We start from the raw sequence: 17,837 nt of genomic DNA on the forward strand, positions 1-17,837 counted from the left end.
CTCGCTTTTATTCGTGTAATTGGCCGCGCTCCCCGAGCTCCCGGCCACGCGCTGCGGCAAATCGCCGCTGCTATCTATAAATTGTCAGTGACGATGTCCGCCGGACGCTTTCGGCGTCATCGGCGTGTCGCGATCAACGCCCGCCATTTCCAGCTTGGCCAGGTACTGCGCCCACAACTCCTCCTGACGCACCGCGAGGTCGTGCAGGATGTCCCACGAGTAGATGCCGGTGTTGTGGCCATCGGAGAAATTGAGTTGCAAAGCGTAATGGCCAACGGGATCGACCGAAATTATCGAAACATCGCGCTTGCCCGTTTGCAGCGTTTCCTGCCCCGGCCCGTGTCCCTGAACTTCCGCCGAGGGCGAATATACGCGCAATAGCTCGAACGGTACGCGATACGTCTGATCGTTGCCGTATTGCAGCTCGAGCGCGCGCGTCTTGGAATGCACGACGATGCCAGTCGGAATCGGCGTTTGTTTGGTGAGTCCGCTCATGTCGAGCCTTTATGAAGAGTCTGGGCTTATGACCCGAAAGCCGCCGCCATTTCGCTGCGAACCGCTTCCCGCAGCAACGTGGCCTGGGCGCGCCGGTTCGACAACAGCACCTGCGAGACCGTGCGCTGGCGTGGCGCCCAGATGGGCAAGGGGAACCGGGAATCGTTGGAATGGCGCGGAATGACGTGCCAATGGACGTGCGGGACCTGGTTGCCGAGGCTCGCCAGATTCACCTTTGCGGGCGCGATGACACGCCGGATCGCACGCTCGACGCCATTCACCGCCAGCATCAGCTTCGCGCGGTCGGCATCGTTCAGGTCGGACATCTCGGCTACGTGCGCGGTCCAGATCACGCGGCAAAAGCCCGGCCAGTCGGGCTCGTCGGCGAGGACAACGCGCAGCGCGTCGTCCGACCACAAGACTTCGCCGCCGTCTTCACGGCAAAAGACACAGTCCATCGTTTTCCTCTAGCGAAACTTGACCCCGGTCCGCTATTACACCAGCACGCGCTCGATCCCGCCATCATTGGCACGTGCGACGTAATCTTCCATCCAGCTCGCGCCGAGCACCTTGCGGGCGATTTCCACGACGATGTAATCCGCCTCGATATTCGCGTCCTCGTTGTACCGCGACAAACCTTGCAGGCACGACGGGCAACTGGTGAGAATCTTGACGTCGGTTCCGGTGGATAACGCGCCGTCCCCTGCTTTTAGCACTGAACCCGGCGCAGCACCCGCCGTTCCTGCAGACGCGTTCGCCAGATTGATGCCGTTCGCGCCGGCTTCGGCCACGAGCGGAATGTCGCGCAACTTCGCCGCGCCCTTGCGGATTTCCTCTTCCTTGCGGAATCGGACTTGCGTGGAAATGTCCGGACGCGTCACGGCGAGCGTGCCGGATTCGCCGCAGCATCGATCGTTCTTCTCGATCTTGTAGCCGTCGTTCGCCGATCCCATGATGTCGTTGACCAGCTTGACCGGGTCCATAGTCTTGATCGGCGAGTGACACGGGTCGTGATACATGTAGCGCGTGCCGCTCACGCCTTCCAGCTTGATGTTCTTTTCGAGCAGGAATTCGTGGATATCGATGATCCGGCAGCCCGGGAAGATCTTCTCGAATTCGTATCCGGCGAGCTGGTCATAGCACGTTCCGCACGACACCACGACGGTCTTGATATCGAGGTAATTCAGCGTATTGGCCACGCGATGGAACAGCACGCGGTTATCCGTGACGATTTTTTCGGCTTTATCGAATTGTCCGGAACCGCGTTGCGGATAACCGCAGCAGAGGTAACCCGGCGGCAAAACGGTTTGCACGCCCGCTTCCCACAGCATGGCTTGCGTCGCGAGACCGACTTGCGAGAACAAGCGCTCGGAACCGCAGCCTGGGAAATAGAACACGGCTTCCGTATCCGACGTGGTCGTTTTCGGATTGCGGATGATCGGGACAATCTTGTTGTCCTCGATATCCAGCAGCGCCCGCGCCGTTTTCTTCGGCAGATTGCCGGGCATCTTCTTGTTCATGAAGTGGATGACCTGCTGCGTCACCGCCGGCTTGCCGACCGTTGCCGGTGGTTTCGCCGTCTGCTTCTTCGCGAACTTTTTCAGCACGTCATTGCCGAGACGCTGCGCCTTGTAACCGACGCCCATCATGGCCGTGCGGGCGAGGTTGATGGTTTGCGGGTTTGTGGCGTTCAGGAAGAACATGCCGGCCGCGTTGCCGGCGTTGAACTTCTTTTTGCCCATCTTGCGCAACAGGTTGCGCATGTTCATGGTGACATCGCCGAAATCGATCTTCACCGGGCACGGCGTGACGCACTTGTGGCAGACGGTGCAGTGATCGGCGACGTCGTTGAATTCGTCCCAATGCTTGATCGATACCCCGCGGCGCGTCTGCTCTTCATACAGGAACGCCTCGACCAGCAAGGACGTAGCCAGAATCTTGTTGCGCGGGCTGTAAAGCAGATTGGCGCGCGGTACGTGCGTGGCGCAAACCGGCTTGCACTTGCCGCAACGCAGGCAATCCTTGATGGAATCGGCGATTGCGCCAATATCCGATTGCTGCATGATCAGCGATTCATATCCCATCAAGCCGAAGCTTGGCGTATAGGCGTTGCGCAGATCGGCGCCGGCGAGCAACTTGCCGGCGTTGAAACGGCCATTCGGATCGACGCGCTGTTTATATGCGCGGAATTCGCCGATCTCGTCTTCCGTCAGGAATTCCAGCTTCGTGATGCCGATGCCGTGCTCGCCCGAAATCACGCCGTCCAGATCGCGCGCGAGCTTCATGATGCGCGCGACCGCGACGTGCGCGTCCTGCAGCATCTCGTAGTTGTCGGAGTTGACGGGGATGTTCGTGTGGACGTTGCCGTCGCCAGCGTGCATGTGGAGCGCGACGAACACGCGGCCGCGCAGCACCGTCTTGTGGATGTTCTGCGCTTCTTCGAGGATGGGCTTGAACTCGCCGCCATTGAAGATATGGCGCAATTCCGCGCGGATTTCCTGCTTCCAGGAAACGCGGATGGTGCGGTCCTGGGCGACATCGAATACGCGAATGCCTTCTTGCGAATCCACCCGATCCGCGAGTTTTTCGGCGAGACTTTCATAGCCGACCTGAACCAGATAATGCTGTGCTTCACGCAACGGCATATCCAGCTTTTCACCAACGAACGTCCAACGCTCACGCACGCGCTTGAGCAGATCGAGCGCATGCTGCACGCGATCTTCCAGCAATTCGGCGCTCGGAATTTCATTGGCGTCGTCGCTCTTACCGAGCGGCAGTTTGCCGGCCTTGAAGAAAGTTTCGAGCGCGTCGACCAGTTGCAGCTTGTTCTTGATCGACAACTCGATATTGATCCGCTCGATCCCGTCCGTGTACTCGCCCATGCGATTGAGCGGAATCACGACGTCTTCGTTGATCTTGAACGCGTTCGTATGCTTGGCGATGGCCGCCGTTCGCGAACGATCCAGCCAGAACCGCTTGCGCGCTTCGGCGTTCACCGCCACAAACCCTTCGCCGCTCTTGCCGTTCGCCATGCGCACGACTTCGGAGGTGGCCTGGGCCACGGCATCCGGATCGTTCCCGACGATATCGCCAATCAGTACCATCTTCGGAAACGCATTGCGCTTGCTTTTGGTCGCGTAACCGACGGCGCGCAGATAACGTTCATCGAGATGTTCGAGGCCCGCGAGAATCGCGCCGCCCTGCTTCGACGTCTCGAACAAATAATCCTTGATCTCCACGATGCTTGGAATTGCATCGCGCGCCTGGCCGAAAAATTCGAGGCAAACGGTGCGCGTGTGCGCGGGCATCTTGTGCAGGATCCATCGTGCGGATGTGATCAGCCCGTCGCAACCTTCCTTCTGCACGCCAGGCAGCCCGGACAAGAACTTGTCCGTCACGTCCTTGCCGAGCCCTTCCTTGCGGAACTTCGCGCCGGAAATATCGAGTGATTCCGTGCGCAGCAATTTCTCGCCGGGCGCGCGCGAACCGTCGAACCAGTCGAGGCGGAAACGCGCTACGGGAATGTCGTGGATCTTGCCGAGGTTGTGATCGAGACGCGTGATTTCGAGCCAGTTGCCTTCCGGATCGACCATGCGCCACCACGCGAGGTTATCCAGCGCCGTGCCCCACAGGACGGCCTTCTTGCCGCCGGCGTTCATCGCGACATTGCCGCCTACGCAGGATGCATCGAGCGATGTCGGGTCAACGGCGAACACGAAACCGGCCTGTTCGGCGGCTTCGGTCACGCGACGCGTCACCACGCCCGCGCCCGAGAAAATGGTCGCGACACGGCCATCCACGCCCGGCAAATCCGTCATCTCGACTGGGCCGAGTTGCTCCAGTTTTTCGGTATTGATGACGGCCGCGAAAGGCGTCAGCGGAATTGCGCCGCCGGTGTAACCGGTGCCGCCTCCGCGCGGAATCACGGTCAGTCCGAGTTCGAAGCACGCCTTGATCAGCCCCGCGATTTCGGCTTCCGTGTCCGGCGTGAGCACGACGAACGGATATTCGACGCGCCAGTCGGTGGCGTCGGTCACATGGGACACGCGCGACAGGCCGTCGAACTTGATGTTGTCTTTTTCGGTGACCTTGCTGAATACCTTCGATGCCTTCTTGCGCAAGTCGTAAGTCTGCTCGAACTCCTTCTTGAAGTCCTCGACCGCGCGACATGCAGCGCTGATCAGCAACTCCACGCGCGTGGCGCGGTCGCGCCCGGCATCGTCCTGATGTTGCGAAAGATCGGCTTTGCGACGCTTTTCGATATCGCCCAAACGATGATTCAGCGCCTCGACCAGCAATGCGCGGCGTTTGGGGTTATCGAGCAGATCGTCCTGCAGATAAGGATTGCGGCGCACCACCCAGATGTCGCCCAGCACTTCGTAGAGCATGCGCGCCGAGCGGCCCGTGCGGCGTTCGCTGCGCAAATGCGCGAGCGCGGCCCACGCTTCTTCGCCGAGCAGACGGATCACGATTTCGCGATCGGAAAACGACGTGTAGTTATAGGGAATTTCGCGCAGGCGCGGCTCGGTATCGAGAGCCACGGCATGCGCGGCGCCGTTCGGATCGAAGGCTTGTGGTGCGTTCATATTCGACAGTTCGGTGGGCCGGCGCTCGCGCTGTTTGATGCAAAAGCAGCGATATAACCGGCATTGCGCGGGGAAGCGCAGTTTTCGAGTGAAACTTTTTTAGTGAAGGTGCTCGCCGGCGGAGATTACGAGCGAAGCAAATCCTTCGAAAGTACCGGAAATCACGACCACGATCGCGCATGTGATTGCAGAGCCGCCCGGGTCGTGCGGCACAGCGCGCTGCACTCGGGTCGAGCGTCGCGGGGAACATGCGTCAAGAGGCCGATCCGGCTGCGCCGTTGCATCTTCCGATCCTGTATCGAAAAGCGGATTCTAACCTATCGCGATATTCGCCGTTCGCACTCGCTAGCGGGTTAAACGGCTTAAAGCTTGTTCATTTTCGACGGAGATTTGAGCGTTTTGGCAGCAAGAGTCGGGCGGCCGCGAAGAACCCACTCAAGCGCCAGCGCGAACCCCATCGGCTATTATTGATACTTTCGCTCAAAAATGGCGCGCAACGCCGCGCGAACGGCTCCGGAATGACCCACCCTGATTACCTCAAGAAAGTTCTGACCGCGCGCGTCTACGACGTCGCCCGCGAAAGCGAACTCGAACCTGCCCGCAATTTGTCCGCGCGACTGCACAACTCGGTGTACCTCAAGCGCGAAGACAACCAGCCGGTGTTCTCGTTCAAGATTCGCGGCGCGTACAACAAAATGGTCCACCTTCCCGCCGACGTCCTCGCCCGCGGCGTAATCACGGCATCGGCTGGAAACCACGCTCAGGGCGTTGCGTATTCGGCCACGCGCCTCGGCTGCAAGGCTGTGATCGTCGTGCCGGTAACTACGCCGCAAGTGAAAATCGATGCCATGCGCGCGTTCGGCGGCCCGACTGTGGAAGTCGTCCAGCACGGCGAGTCGTATAGCGACGCCTACGGCCACGCCGTCAAGCTGCAAGAAGAACGCGGCCTGACCTTCGTGCATCCGTTCGATGACCCCGACGTCATTGCCGGCCAGGGCACCGTCGCCATGGAAATCCTGCGCCAGCATCAAGGCCCGATCCACGCCATCTTCGTCCCCATCGGCGGCGGCGGACTTGCGGCGGGCGTGGCGGCATACGTGAAAGCGGTGCGCCCGGAGATCCGCGTGATCGGCGTGCAATCCATCGACTCGTGCGCGATGAAACAATCCATCGCCGCCGGAGAGCGCCTCACGTTGACCGAAGTCGGCTTGTTCGCGGACGGCACGGCGGTGAAACTCGTCGGCGAAGAGACATTCCGGATCTGTCGCGAGTTGCTCGACGAAGTCGTCACGGTCGATACCGACGCACTTTGCGCCGCCATCAAGGACGTATTCCAGGACACGCGCAGCGTGCTGGAACCGTCGGGCGCGCTGGCGGTTGCGGGCGCGAAGCTCTACGCCGAGCGCGAAGCGCTGGAGGCGAAGACGCTCGTTGCCATCACGTCCGGCGCGAACATGAATTTCGACCGCATGCGGTTTGTCGCGGAACGGGCAGAGGTCGGTGAAGCGCGCGAAGCCGTGTTCGCCGTGACCATCCCCGAAGAACGCGGCAGTTTCCGGCGCTTCTGCGAACTGGTCGGAACGCGCAGCGTGACGGAGTTCAACTACCGGATCGCAGATTCGAACGCGGCGCATATTTTCGTCGGCGTGCAGATCAAGACGCGCAATGAAGCCGTGCAGATGGCGAATGCGTTTATAGAACACGGATTTGCTACGGTCGATCTCAGTCACGACGAACTCTCGAAACAACATATTCGCTACATGGTCGGCGGTCATTCGCCGCTCGCGCAAGACGAACGCCTGCTGCGTTTCGAATTTCCGGAACGTCCGGGCGCGCTGATGAAATTCCTTTCGTCGATGGCGCCAAACTGGAATATCAGCCTGTTCCATTACCGGAACCAGGGCGCGGACACGAGCTCGATCCTCGTCGGCATCCAGGTTCCGCAATCGGATAACGCTTCGTTCGGACAATTCCTCGCGACGCTGGGTTATCAGTGGTGGGACGAAGGCGCGAACCCGGTCTACAAGCTTTTCCTGGCCTGACGCGCGCATGGCCTTCACGCTCGCCGAGAAGCTGGTGGTCGCGATCTCTTCGCGTGCGTTGTTCGATTTCGAAGAGGAAAACGAGGTCTACGAATCCGGCGATCTGCGCGATTACGAGGCGTTGCAACGTTCGCGGCTCAACGTTCCGGCGAAACCGGGCATCGCGTTTTCGTTGATCGAGAAACTGCTCGCGCTGAATGTGGACGGCGAACGGCGGGTGGAAGTTGTGATTTTGTCGCGCAGCGATCCCATCAGCGGCTTGCGCGCGTTCAGTTCGTGCAAGGAACATGGCCTCGCGATCGAGCGCGGCGTTTTCACGCGCGGCGAGTCGCCATTCAGATACCTCGAACCGTTTCGCGCGTCGTTGTTTTTATCGGCGAATCCGGTCGATGTCCGCGATGCCATCGCAGCCGGTTTTCCCGCCGCGACCGTCGTGCCGCGAGCGCCGCTGGCCGTGAGCCGGTATCCTGACGAAATCCGGATTGCCTTCGACGGCGATGCGGTGCTTTTCTCCGACGAAGCCGAGCAAGTGTTTCAGGCGCAAGGTTTGCCCGCGTTTGTTGAACACGAAGTCGGCAAGAAAGACCTGGCTTTGGCAAACGGTCCGTTGAAGCCGTTGCTTGAAGCGCTTCACAAACTGCAAAAGCTCAGTCACGAAGCCACGCGAATGCGCATCCGCACGGCGCTTGTCACCGCGCGATCGGCGCCCGCGCACGAGCGCGCAATCCGTACACTGATGGCATGGAACATCGAAATCGACGAAGCGATGTTCCTCGGTGGATTGGACAAGGGCCCGTTTCTGGCCGAGTTCGAACCCGACTTTTTCTTCGACGATCAAATCGGCCATATTGAATCGGCCCGTGTCGTCACAGCGACCGGGCATGTTCCGAATGGCATAGCGAATGCATCATGACGCCTGAACAATCTCCCCTTGGCAAGCCGGTCCAGTACCGCGAACAATACGATCCGGCGCTGCTTTTTCCCATCGACCGCGCTTCGGGGCGCGCGACGATCGGACTAACCGCGCAACTGCCGTTCTTCGGCACCGATATCTGGAATGGCTACGAGCTTTCGTGGCTCAATCGCAAGGGCAAACCGCAGATTGCGGTGGCGACGTTCATCGTGCCGGCGGATTCGCCGAATATCGTGGAGTCTAAGTCGTTCAAGCTGTATCTGGGATCGTTTTCGCAGACGGCTTTTGATTCCATCGACGAAGTTCGCGCCGCGATTCGCAAGGACGTTTCGGCCATTTGCGGCGCGAACGTTTCGGTTCAGCTTGTTTCGCCTTATGAATTTGGCGTGAAGCTGAAGATGGAAGAGTTCGAGGGTTTGTCGCTGGACCGGCTGGATCTGGATGCGGACATTTATACGCCCGATCCTTCGTTGTTGAGCGCGTCGTTTGGTGAATCGCCCATTGATGAAACCGTGTTCTCGAATCTGCTTAAATCGAATTGTCCGGTGACCGGCCAGCCGGATTGGGGCAGTGTGCAGATTCGTTATGTGGGCGCGCCGATCGATCACGCCGGTTTGCTTCGGTACATCATTTCGTACCGCGAACACACGGGGTTCCACGAGTTATGCGTCGAGAATATTTTCGTGGACGTGATGCGCGAATGCAAACCGGAAAGATTGGCGATTTATGCGCGATACACACGGCGCGGCGGACTCGATATCAATCCGTTCCGGACTAACTTCAATTTGCCGATGCCGGATAACGCGCGGCTGGCGAGACAATAAAATAAACGCGCGGGTATAGAACCCGCGCGTCAGACCATCACGCTTTTTTATAAGCCACGCAATCCACTTCAACCTTGCAATCGATCACCATCGATGAAACCACGCAAGCGCGCGCCGGCGGGTGTTCGCCGAAGTATTCCTTGAACACTTTGTTGAACGATGCAAAGTCGCGCGGATCATCGAGCCATACGCCGCATCGCACGACATGTTCCGCGCCGTATCCCGCTTCCTTCAAAATGGCGAATACGTTCTGAATTGCTTTATGCGATTGCGCAACGATTCCGCCTTCAATGACTTCGCCGTTTTCCATCGGCGTCTGGCCTGAAACAAACAGCCAGCCATCCGCTTCAACAGCACGCGAAAACGGCATTACCGCGCCGCCTTGTCCTTTACCGCCTTCCACGCCATATCGTTTCATTTTGAATATCCTCTAAGTTAAAAATGTCCAGCCGTGTCGAGTTTCGAAGCCTCGCCACGCGCCACAAAACGTCCCGCCCGTAATCCCGTCACGGCGCCATCCAGATACGACAACGCGCCATTCACCCAGACTGCATCGATACCATCCGCCGTTTGACGCGGCTCGGCGAAAGTCGCGGTATCGCGGACTTTATCGGCATCGAAAAGAACGAGGTCCGCGTGATATGCGACCTTCACGAGACCGCGCCCCGGCAGACCAAACCGCCGCGCCGATAATCCCGTCATCTTGCGCACCGCCTCCTCCAGCGGCACGAGCGTCGTGTCGCGCGCGTAGTGCCCGAGCACGCGCGGGAACGCGCCCCACAAACGCGGATGCGGCAACGGATCGTTCGGCAAACCGTCCGAGCCGACCATGGTCGCCGGATGCGACAAGATCCGCCGCACGTCGTCTTCCGACATGTTGTGATACACCGCGCCGGCAGGCTGCAAGCGCTTGCCCGCCTCCTGCTGCGTGACTTGCCACTCGGCCGCGACCTCGGAAATCAGCTTGCCCGCCATCTCCGGATGCGGCGTGGACCACGTGATCGTGATGTCGATATCGCCGGTCACCTGCTTCACATCCAGCGTCGATGAACTCCTGTTGTACGGATAACAGTCGCATCCCACGGGCTGGCCATCGCGCACTCGGTCGAGCGACTTCAGGACTTCCGTGCTGCGTCCCCAATTCGATGGCCCCGCGCATTTCAGATGCGAGATCACGACGGGAACGCGCGCATGTTTTCCAACGCGATACGCCTCGTCCATGGCGTCGAGAATCGCGTCGAATTCAGTGCGCATATGCGTGGTGTACAGCGCGCCGGCGTTGGCCAAAGGTTCGGCCAGCGCCATCACTTCCTCCGGCGGCGCGCTGAACGCCGAGCCGTATGCAAGACCGCTGCTCAGGCCGAGCGCACCGTGCGCCAGCGCTTGTTCGAGCTGGGCGCGCATGCCCTCGATTTCATCCGCCGATGCACCCCGATCCAGCCGGTCCATATGGTTGTTACGCAGCGCCGTATGCCCGATCAACGCGCCCACGTTCACGGCCGGCCGCGCGTGGTTCACGGCATCGATATACGCGGCGAACGTCGGATATTTGAAGTCGCCCTGGGCGCCCAATAGATTCATCGGATCGGGCGGCGCGCCCTTCAATGTCACCGGCGACGCGCTGATGCCGCAATTGCCGACGATCACCGTCGTCACGCCTTGCGAGATTTTCGGCAGCATTTCCGGCGAGCGGATGACGTGGGTATCGTCGTGCGTATGGACATCGATAAAACCCGGCGCCAGCACGCGCCCTTCCGCCTCGACAACGTTCTCGGCCGTCCATTGGCCGAGCGCGCCGATCGCCACGATCTGCCCGTCTTTCACCGCCACGTCGCACTGAACGGCAGGCGCGCCCGTTCCGTCGATGACGCGTGCGCCTTTGATCAGCGTATCGGCGTGTGTTTGCGAATCCAATGCCATGTCAATCTCCCAAAGGTTCGCCATATGGCTCGCCGTACGGCTGGCGTTCATTGCTGCCGCCGCGATACGCGTCGAGCGCGTGTTTCATGCGCCGCAAAAGCTCGCGGCTGGTATCGCCCTGCTTCACGGCAAGTTCGGTGACGAGCAGGTCGAGCGCCATCAACATTGCGTATCGGGACGTGGATGGCTTGTAGATAAAGTCTGTTTCGTTCGCGATGACCGGGATCAGCCAGTCGGCCAGTTGCGCGAGCGGCGAAACCGGCGCGGCCAGCGCGATCACGCGCGCGCCGTATTCCCGCGCGATGCGGCAACTTTCGACCATTTCCGGCGTTCGTCCCGTCACCGATAACGCCACGACCACGTGATCTTTCGACAGCGTCGCGGCGACCATCCGCTGCAGCAAACCATCCTGATACGACGCCACCGGACGTCCGAGCCGAACAAGCCGGAAACGCATTTCATCGGCGAGCGCGGTCGAGCCGCCGCCCATGCCGAACACGTAGATCATCTGCGCATTGGCGAGCGCATCGGCGGCGGCGGCAATGGGCGCCGCCTGCAACGCCCCGCGATTGTGGGCGAGCGTAGTCTGGATATCGTCGAAAATGCGGGAAGCGAGGGAATCGGGAAGCGCGTCGGCGTTCGGATTGTCATGCGCGTTGCGTAAAAACCGCTGACCGACCGCCGCCGCTTGCGCGAGGCGCAGCTTCAGTTCGCGTACGTCCTCGCAGCCGACCGCCTTCGCGAAACGCGTTACGGTCGCAATGCTGACCGCTGCTTTTTTCGCGAGCGCGCCAATGCTCGCGCGCGACGCGCCGGTCAGATCGTCCAGAATGAGCGCTGCGACCTTGCGCTCGGCCGCGCGCAATTCCGGCGCACGCTCGGCGATCCGGGCGACGATATCGAAAACGGGCGGTTCGGACGACACGTTCATTGCAAGCCTTTTGGCGCGTATTGCGTGCGTGGTACTAAATAACAATTTATCAGGCATCGTACTTTCTGTACCATAACCGAGTCAATCTCGAATATGCAGGTTTTGGCTTAAAAGCTAGTTCTGAGCATATCAAAACGAACGATGGAGTAGCAGCACATGAAAGTTACAAACTATCAGACCCCGACAATCGACCCGTTCGGCAAGGGCCTCGGCATGGTTCCGGGCGTGAGCGTTCATCTGGCGGATGCGGCGCGTCTCGACTGGAATCTGCTCGATGAAGACGTGAGCCTCCCCGCCGCCGTGCTTTACGCGGACCGGATGGAGCACAACTTGAAGTGGATGCAGGCGTTCGTGGCCGAATACGGCGTGAAGCTCGCGCCGCACGGCAAGACGACCATGGCGCCGCAATTGTTCCGCCGCCAGCTCGACGCCGGCGCGTGGGGCATCACGCTCGCGACCGCGCATCAGGTTCGCGCGGCTTATCGTGGCGGCGTGCATCGCGTGATGATGGCGAACCAGCTTGTCGGCAAACGCAACATGGGCATGATCGCGGAGTTGCTAACCGACCCGAATTTCGAGTTCCATTGCCTCGTGGATTCAGCGGATAACGTCGATCAGCTCGGCGCGTTTTTCAGCGATGTGAACAAGCAGATCAACGTGTTGCTGGAACTCGGCGTGGAAGGTGGCCGCACGGGAATTCGCGACGATGCACAGCGCGACGCCGTGCTTGCCGCCATCGCGCGCTGGCCGGATACGGTGAAGCTGACTGGCGTCGAGTTGTATGAAGGCGTGCTGCAGGATGAATCGAAGGTGCGCGCGTTTTTACAGCACGCCGTCGAGGTGACGCGTGCGCTCGTCGCGCAGGGAAAGATTGAACGGAAGCCGGCGATTTTGTCGGGCGCGGGATCGGCGTGGTACGACGTCGTCGCCGATGAATTCGCGAAGGCGAACAGCGATGCCATCGAAGTGATCTTGCGTCCGGGCTGTTACCTGACGCACGACGTAGGTGTGTACAAGAAAGCGCAGAACGAGATTTTCGCGCGCAATCCGATCGCGAAAAAGATGGGCGAAGGCCTGAAGCCTGCGCTGCAGTTGTGGGCTTACGTGCAATCGATTCCGGAGCCGGATCGCGTGATCATCGGTTTGGGGAAACGCGATGCAGCCTTCGACGCCGGCATGCCCGAACCCGCGCGCCATTTCCGTCCCGGCACGCAATTGCCGCGCGACGTGGCGCCGGGCGAAGGCTGGGAAATCTTCAGCATGATGGACCAGCACGCATATTTGCGGATCAAGCCGGGCGATGACATCAAGGTCGGCGACATGATCGCGTTCGACATCTCGCACCCTTGTCTCACGTTCGACAAGTGGCGCCAGATCCTGATCGTCGATGCGAAATATCGCGTGAAAGAAGTGGTCGAAACGGCGTTTTAAGCGCCGCCGCTGAGCGTTGCGTCGCTGTCCGATGATGTCGATGCAACTTCAATGATGCGCTGCTCCAGCACGCGCAACGCGCCGGACAAAGCGGCGATGGCTTCATCGGGAAGCGTGGAAAGCGTCTCGCGCAAGAACTCATTGCGGCGCGGCAAACCGGCGTTGACGACCGCTCGGCCTTCGTCGGTGAGAATCACGTTGGAGATGCGGTTGTCGCGTTGATCGACGCTACGCGCAATCCATCCCAGCGCTTCGAGCGTTTTTAGTTGCCGCGTGAGCGCGCCCGGATCGACACGCAACCGCTCGACCAGCTTTTTCTGCGACAACTCGCCCGAATGATCGTGCAACGCGATCAGGATGCGCCAGCGCGGCATCGGCTGGCCGACTTGCGACTCGAACGACTGCATGAACACACGATAAGTGCGTCCAAATTGCTGAATGACCGCGATGCGTTCCGTTTCGTCCATGCTGTTTGATTCCTGCTTCGCGTTAATGCTGCGCGTCCGGCAATGCGTTCATTCGGCCATGACAGCCGGTTCCACCTTCGTGCCCTTCAGGCGGACCGGCGGCACGCGCCGCGATTGCCACACGGCGATCACGGCGACAACCGCCGCCACCGCAATGCCGATGTGTATTGCCGCGACCAGCGACTCGCGCGCCGATTCAAGCAACGCAACGCCGTTATGACCTGCCGCGACGAGTTGCGACAAAAGCGTGGTCTGCGCGTCGTGATTGATCAGAATTTGCGGATCGCTTAGATCGCCGAACCAATGACCGGCGTTGTCTTTATCGAGCGAAAGCTGCACGCCGCTCGCGTAGAGATGCGTGATCAGGGTGCCGGTCAGCGCCGTGCCGACCATCCCGCCAATCATGCGCAAGGATTGCAGCAGCGCCGTCGCAATTCCAAGATGCTCGCGTCCCGCCGTCAACTGGGCGAACACGGTCAGATTCGGCATCACGAAGCCGAGGCCCATGCCGCCGAGCACCATGATCGCCATCAAGAGCGGCCGCGGCATGGAACGCGTTGCGATCACCACGCCAAGGCACGAAATTGCGAGCAACGCGAATCCGACATACAGCATGGCGTTCGGATTCTTCACGCGCGTGACGATGCGCCCGTTCAAAATGCTGCCGATAGTAATAAACACCACCAGCGGCGTGATGATCAGGCCGGCGTCTTTCGGCGACATGCCGAACCCGCCCTGGAACAGCAACGGTGCGTAAAACAGCAGCGAAAACATGGTGAAGCCGCCGAGTATCGCCAGCGTGAACAGCGCGGAAAGACTTTTGTTGCGGAACATATCGACGGGAAGAATCGCGTAATCGCAGCGCCGTTCCCATTTCCAGAGCGCATATCCGCAAGCAACGCTCACCACGAGCAGCACCAGCGTTCCTGCTGACACGCCGTGCTTTGGCAACATTTCAACGAACAATTGCAGCGAACCGAGCGCAATCGCGATCAGGCCCGCGCCTTGCCAGTCCAGTCGCATCTTGCCTTCGTGCTTGATGTGCCGAAGATGCGGGAGGAAGCGCCAGACGAAAAACACCGAAATGAGTCCGACGGGCAAATTGACGTAGAAAACCGAGCGCCAGCCGTAGTATTGGGTCAGGATTCCGCCCAGCGACGGCCCGACTGCGTTGGCGATACCGAACGCCGAGCTCATCATGACTTGCCATCGGAGGCGCACTACCGAATCGGGAAACAGATCGGCAATGCACGCAAAGGCGGTCCCGACCAGCATGCCGCCGCCGATTCCCTGAAGGCCGCGCGCGAGCACGAGGAACAGCATATTGTTGGCCATGCCGCACAGTGCGGAAGCGGCCGTGAATACGACGATGGATGCAATCACGAACGGCTTGCGACCATAGTAATCGCCGAGCCGTCCGAAGATAGGCACGGTAATGACCGATGTCAGCAAATAGGAGGTCGCGACCCACGCGTAGAGGTCAAATCCCTTGAGTTCGGCAACGATAGTCGGCAGCGCCGTGCCGACCACGGTTTGATCGAGCGCGACCAGCATGGTCACGAAGCAGATTCCCAACATCGCCATCAGCGATTCGCGGAAAGGGAGCACTTGTCCCGCGGAGTGATGCGCGGCAGTATGAACGGCCATTTTTTTGATACCGCAATGATTGACTTGTCAACAGACCCGAAATCATAGCACGCGATATTGTTCTAGATCAAAGCCTGAATCTTTATTAGACCCTTTCGAAAACATCATGGAACCGACGCCCATCTCCGCCTCGCCCCTTTCGCCGGAAGACCTGGCGACCTTGCGCCGCGCCAAGGAAGCGCTGGAAAGTCCGTCCTTGACGATGAAACTTGCGAGCGTGGTGGGCTCGCCCATCGAAAAGCTGATGGCCCGCATGCCGAACTTCGCGCAGGAAAAAATCGATGACGCCACGCAGGCCGCGCTCAAGAAATGCCTGCAACTGGCGTTGCGCACGCTGACCAAGAGTTCAGTGGAAGGCGTTTTGCTGCCGCCCGAAAAGCCGCACAACCTGATGCACAAACTCGCGGTTGCGACGACCGGCGCGGCGGGCGGCGCGTTCGGCCTCTTCGCGTTGCCAGTGGAATTGCCGGTCACGACAACGCTGATGTTCCGCTCGATCTGCGACATTGCGCGCAGTGAAGGCGAAGACATTCATCTCGTCGATACCCAACTGCAATGTTTGATGGTCCTCGGCATGGGCGGTCCGAGTTCCAGCGACGATAACGCCGATATCGGCTATTTCATTGTTCGTGGGACCTTGGCGCAGTCGGTATCGAAGGCGACGAGCGAGATTGCCGCGAAGGGATTGAGCGGACACGGCTCGACCGCGTTGCTCAAGTTCTTGCAGACGGTGGCGTCGCGCTTTTCCGTGCAGGTTAGCGAGCAGGTCGCCGCGAAATCGATTCCCGCGATCGGCGCCGTGCTCGGCGCATTGGTGAATACGGTGTTTATCGATCACTTCCAGCAGATGGCGCACGGGCACTTCACCGTGCGTCGGCTCGAGCGACAGTATGGACAGCTCGCGGTGGAACGCGCGTTTCAGACCATCGACATCTCGAGTGGCCGGTGAAGCGCCACGCCGCGTACGAATTGCGCCGCGTGCTCCAACGCCTTGTTGGCTTCGGGCACGAAGGGCGCGAGCATTTGCACCGCATGCGGCATGTTCGGCAAGATCTCGAACTCCACGCTCACGCCCGCCGCACGCGCTTTCTCGGTGACGCGCGTGGAATCATCGAAGAGAACTTCTGTGTCGCCAGCCTGAATAAAGAGCGGCGGCAAACCGTCGAATCGTCCATATAACGGCGATACATACGGATTACGGACATCTGCGTTTCCTGTGTAAAGCTTGCCCGCGGGCGCTATCGCCCGGCCGAAGAACATCGGGTCGCGACCATTGTTGGTCGTAACCGACGCGCCCGTCGCCGCCAGGTCCGTCCACGGCGAAAACAGCACGGCGCCGGCCGGCAGCGGATCGCCGGCGTCGCGCAATGCGAGCAGCGTGGCGAGCGCGAGACCGCCGCCGGCTGAATCGCCGGCAATCACGAGGGACTGCGGCGCAACACCATCCGCAATGAGCTTTCGATACGCCGCCAAAGCGTCATTGAATGCCGCCGGAAACGGATGTTCGGGCGCGAGCCGGTAATCCAGCGAAAAAATCCGCGCGCCGGAACGCCGCGCGAACGCGAACACAAGATTTCGATGCGTCGCGGGCGAGCAAAAGTAATAACCGCCGCCGTGCAAATAAAGAATCGTGATGTGCGAAGGCGTTTCCGGCGAAAGCCATTCGCCGCGAAGGGGTGAATCGTTATCGGCGTAATGTTTATGGAGATGCCAGCGGCGCGGGACTTTTGGCGACCATACGCGTTTCGATGTCATTGCGCGCGCCCGGGCCACGTCGATACCCGGAGCTGCAGTTGCAGGGCGCATCTTGTTTCGCAAAACCCAACACATCAACGCGCTTTGCCAACTCATTGCCCGTCCTCTTTATAAATGCGGTACTAGTTTGCGGGCATCACTTGTCCGCGGATCTCGCCCGTGGGGTTCTTCTCGGTGTGGATATTGAAGTAGTACTTGCCGGCCATCAGATCGGTGGCTTGTTCTTCGGAAAGCATGGCCTCGCCGTTAATTGGACTTGGCAACGCGGTTTTATCGATAGGAACCTGCACCTTCGCGTTCTGCCCTACGGGCGCCGGCCCGTGGAAATGCGCCATGGTCGCGGGGCCGGATAAGTCGCCGTAGATCACGTTCCATTGCAGCATTTTGGTGGTTGTGTCGAAGGTAGCTCTCAGCACGCCGTGACCTTTGCTGACACGCGGCGGGACTTCGCTCGATGGTTGCAAATTGGCTTGCAACGCGACGCTATCGGCAAATGCGGAAACGGACGCTACTGACAGCAACACCAAAGCCAGACTTGCAAGCGGCCTACGATGCAACGAACCGGATCTCGTGAACATTTTTGCTCTCTAATAAATAACCAACGAGCCGATGAGTGGTCTGTCTCATCGTCCGGTCATAGTAGAACATTTTTTTCGATGTGAGCTTCTACGTGGAGCTATTGAGTAGAAGCCGAGCGGAAACACGAAAAGGCGCCCGAATGAACTGCACCCCAAAAGTTGGACACCCGTCCAACAATTTGGGGTGTTTTTTATGGCGAAGCATAGCGAGCAATTAAAGCTCAAACTTGTCAGGCAGTATTTCGCTG

The 17,837-nt window shown here is 59.8% G+C and carries 15 protein-coding genes; 5 read left to right on the forward strand and 10 right to left on the reverse strand.

Annotation, left to right across the window (positions count from 1 at the left end; genetic code table 11):
• Positions 1 to 84: 84 nt before the first annotated feature.
• From ASG35_RS09110 to ASG35_RS09120, 3 genes are read right to left on the reverse strand one after another with little or no spacing between them, the layout of a single operon-like run.
• Complete coding sequence (locus ASG35_RS09110) at positions 85 to 495, reverse strand: gamma-butyrobetaine hydroxylase-like domain-containing protein (RefSeq protein ID WP_056355756.1); 411 nt, start codon at positions 493 to 495, stop codon at positions 85 to 87.
• 26 nt (positions 496 to 521) lie between these two features.
• A complete protein-coding gene (locus tag ASG35_RS09115; RefSeq protein ID WP_056355758.1) occupies positions 522 to 953 on the reverse strand; it encodes an HIT family protein in 432 nt (143 codons plus the stop codon).
• A gap of 36 nt (positions 954 to 989) precedes the next feature.
• Complete coding sequence (locus ASG35_RS09120; RefSeq protein ID WP_056355760.1) at positions 990 to 5,081, reverse strand: DUF3683 domain-containing protein; 4,092 nt, start codon at positions 5,079 to 5,081, stop codon at positions 990 to 992.
• Between the two features lie 518 nt (positions 5,082 to 5,599).
• Here ASG35_RS09120 and ilvA point away from each other — a divergent pair.
• From ilvA to queF, 3 genes are read left to right on the forward strand one after another with little or no spacing between them, the layout of a single operon-like run.
• Complete coding sequence (gene ilvA / locus ASG35_RS09125; RefSeq protein ID WP_056355803.1) at positions 5,600 to 7,123, forward strand: threonine ammonia-lyase, biosynthetic; 1,524 nt, start codon at positions 5,600 to 5,602, stop codon at positions 7,121 to 7,123.
• A gap of 7 nt (positions 7,124 to 7,130) precedes the next feature.
• Positions 7,131 to 8,036 carry a 5'-nucleotidase gene (locus ASG35_RS09130; protein ID WP_056355762.1) on the forward strand — a complete coding sequence of 302 codons (906 nt, stop codon included), beginning with the start codon at positions 7,131 to 7,133 and terminating at the stop codon, positions 8,034 to 8,036.
• Positions 8,033 to 8,860, forward strand: coding sequence for an NADPH-dependent 7-cyano-7-deazaguanine reductase QueF (gene queF / locus ASG35_RS09135; protein WP_056355763.1), 828 nt, complete (start codon positions 8,033 to 8,035; stop codon positions 8,858 to 8,860). Before ASG35_RS09130 ends, queF begins: the two co-directional genes overlap by 4 nt.
• Before the next feature lie 37 nt (positions 8,861 to 8,897).
• Here the strand turns inward: queF and ASG35_RS09140 are convergent, their stop codons facing one another.
• Genes ASG35_RS09140 through ASG35_RS09150 form a run of 3 tightly spaced genes read right to left on the reverse strand, consistent with a single transcriptional unit; the run spans position 8,898 to position 11,711 of the window.
• Positions 8,898 to 9,278, reverse strand: a complete 381-nt coding sequence (locus ASG35_RS09140; protein WP_031357567.1) for a RidA family protein — start codon at positions 9,276 to 9,278, stop codon at positions 8,898 to 8,900.
• Between the two features lie 17 nt (positions 9,279 to 9,295).
• Complete coding sequence (locus tag ASG35_RS09145; protein WP_056355765.1) at positions 9,296 to 10,780, reverse strand: N-acyl-D-amino-acid deacylase family protein; 1,485 nt, start codon at positions 10,778 to 10,780, stop codon at positions 9,296 to 9,298.
• A gap of 1 nt (position 10,781) precedes the next feature.
• On the reverse strand, positions 10,782 to 11,711 hold the full coding sequence (locus tag ASG35_RS09150) for a MurR/RpiR family transcriptional regulator (RefSeq protein WP_056355767.1): 930 nt from the start codon (positions 11,709 to 11,711) through the stop codon (positions 10,782 to 10,784).
• Positions 11,712 to 11,867: 156 nt separating this feature from the next.
• On the opposite strand from ASG35_RS09150, the gene ASG35_RS09155 reads away from it, so the two are divergent.
• The gene (locus ASG35_RS09155; protein ID WP_056355769.1) at positions 11,868 to 13,142 is read left to right on the forward strand and encodes an amino acid deaminase; all 1,275 of its coding nucleotides are present in this window, start codon (positions 11,868 to 11,870) and stop codon (positions 13,140 to 13,142) included.
• On the opposite strand, the gene ASG35_RS09160 is transcribed toward ASG35_RS09155, so the two are convergent.
• Positions 13,139 to 13,609, reverse strand: a complete 471-nt coding sequence (locus ASG35_RS09160) for a MarR family winged helix-turn-helix transcriptional regulator (RefSeq protein ID WP_056355771.1) — start codon at positions 13,607 to 13,609, stop codon at positions 13,139 to 13,141. The genes ASG35_RS09155 and ASG35_RS09160 overlap by 4 nt on opposite strands.
• Before the next feature lie 48 nt (positions 13,610 to 13,657).
• Complete coding sequence (locus ASG35_RS09165; protein WP_056355773.1) at positions 13,658 to 15,256, reverse strand: MDR family MFS transporter; 1,599 nt, start codon at positions 15,254 to 15,256, stop codon at positions 13,658 to 13,660.
• A 106-nt stretch (positions 15,257 to 15,362) separates the two neighbouring features.
• On the opposite strand from ASG35_RS09165, the gene ASG35_RS09170 reads away from it, so the two are divergent.
• Positions 15,363 to 16,205 carry an EcsC family protein gene (locus tag ASG35_RS09170; protein WP_056355775.1) on the forward strand — a complete coding sequence of 281 codons (843 nt, stop codon included), beginning with the start codon at positions 15,363 to 15,365 and terminating at the stop codon, positions 16,203 to 16,205.
• Here ASG35_RS09170 and ASG35_RS09175 read toward each other — a convergent pair.
• Together ASG35_RS09175 and ASG35_RS09180 are read right to left on the reverse strand one after the other, a co-directional pair.
• Positions 16,175 to 17,107 (reverse strand): alpha/beta hydrolase, encoded by a 933-nt coding sequence (locus ASG35_RS09175; protein ID WP_056355777.1) that lies wholly within the window; start codon positions 17,105 to 17,107, stop codon positions 16,175 to 16,177. The two genes, ASG35_RS09170 and ASG35_RS09175, sit on opposite strands and share 31 nt — an antisense overlap.
• 26 nt (positions 17,108 to 17,133) lie before the next feature.
• Positions 17,134 to 17,589, reverse strand: a complete 456-nt coding sequence (locus ASG35_RS09180; protein ID WP_056355779.1) for a CHRD domain-containing protein — start codon at positions 17,587 to 17,589, stop codon at positions 17,134 to 17,136.
• Between the last annotated feature and the right edge of the window lie 248 nt (positions 17,590 to 17,837).

The sequence above is a fragment of the Burkholderia sp. Leaf177 genome (assembly GCF_001424345.1).
In the GTDB taxonomy this organism is placed as follows: Bacteria; Pseudomonadota; Gammaproteobacteria; order Burkholderiales; family Burkholderiaceae; genus Caballeronia.

Coding starts and splice junctions, on each gene's coding strand:
- ASG35_RS09160 (WP_056355771.1), bottom strand. CDS start 13,609: ATGGACGAAACGGAACGCATCGCGGTCATTCAGCAATTTGGACGCACT.
- ASG35_RS09180 (WP_056355779.1), bottom strand. CDS start 17,589: ATGTTCACGAGATCCGGTTCGTTGCATCGTAGGCCGCTTGCAAGTCTG.
- ASG35_RS09145 (WP_056355765.1), bottom strand. CDS start 10,780: ATGGCATTGGATTCGCAAACACACGCCGATACGCTGATCAAAGGCGCA.
- ASG35_RS09155 (WP_056355769.1), top strand. CDS start 11,868: ATGAAAGTTACAAACTATCAGACCCCGACAATCGACCCGTTCGGCAAG.
- ASG35_RS09110 (WP_056355756.1), bottom strand. CDS start 495: ATGAGCGGACTCACCAAACAAACGCCGATTCCGACTGGCATCGTCGTG.
- ASG35_RS09175 (WP_056355777.1), bottom strand. CDS start 17,107: ATGAGTTGGCAAAGCGCGTTGATGTGTTGGGTTTTGCGAAACAAGATG.
- ASG35_RS09130 (WP_056355762.1), top strand. CDS start 7,131: ATGGCCTTCACGCTCGCCGAGAAGCTGGTGGTCGCGATCTCTTCGCGT.
- ilvA (WP_056355803.1), top strand. CDS start 5,600: ATGACCCACCCTGATTACCTCAAGAAAGTTCTGACCGCGCGCGTCTAC.
- ASG35_RS09170 (WP_056355775.1), top strand. CDS start 15,363: ATGGAACCGACGCCCATCTCCGCCTCGCCCCTTTCGCCGGAAGACCTG.
- ASG35_RS09150 (WP_056355767.1), bottom strand. CDS start 11,711: ATGAACGTGTCGTCCGAACCGCCCGTTTTCGATATCGTCGCCCGGATC.
- ASG35_RS09120 (WP_056355760.1), bottom strand. CDS start 5,081: ATGAACGCACCACAAGCCTTCGATCCGAACGGCGCCGCGCATGCCGTG.
- ASG35_RS09165 (WP_056355773.1), bottom strand. CDS start 15,256: ATGGCCGTTCATACTGCCGCGCATCACTCCGCGGGACAAGTGCTCCCT.
- queF (WP_056355763.1), top strand. CDS start 8,033: ATGACGCCTGAACAATCTCCCCTTGGCAAGCCGGTCCAGTACCGCGAA.
- ASG35_RS09115 (WP_056355758.1), bottom strand. CDS start 953: ATGGACTGTGTCTTTTGCCGTGAAGACGGCGGCGAAGTCTTGTGGTCG.
- ASG35_RS09140 (WP_031357567.1), bottom strand. CDS start 9,278: ATGAAACGATATGGCGTGGAAGGCGGTAAAGGACAAGGCGGCGCGGTA.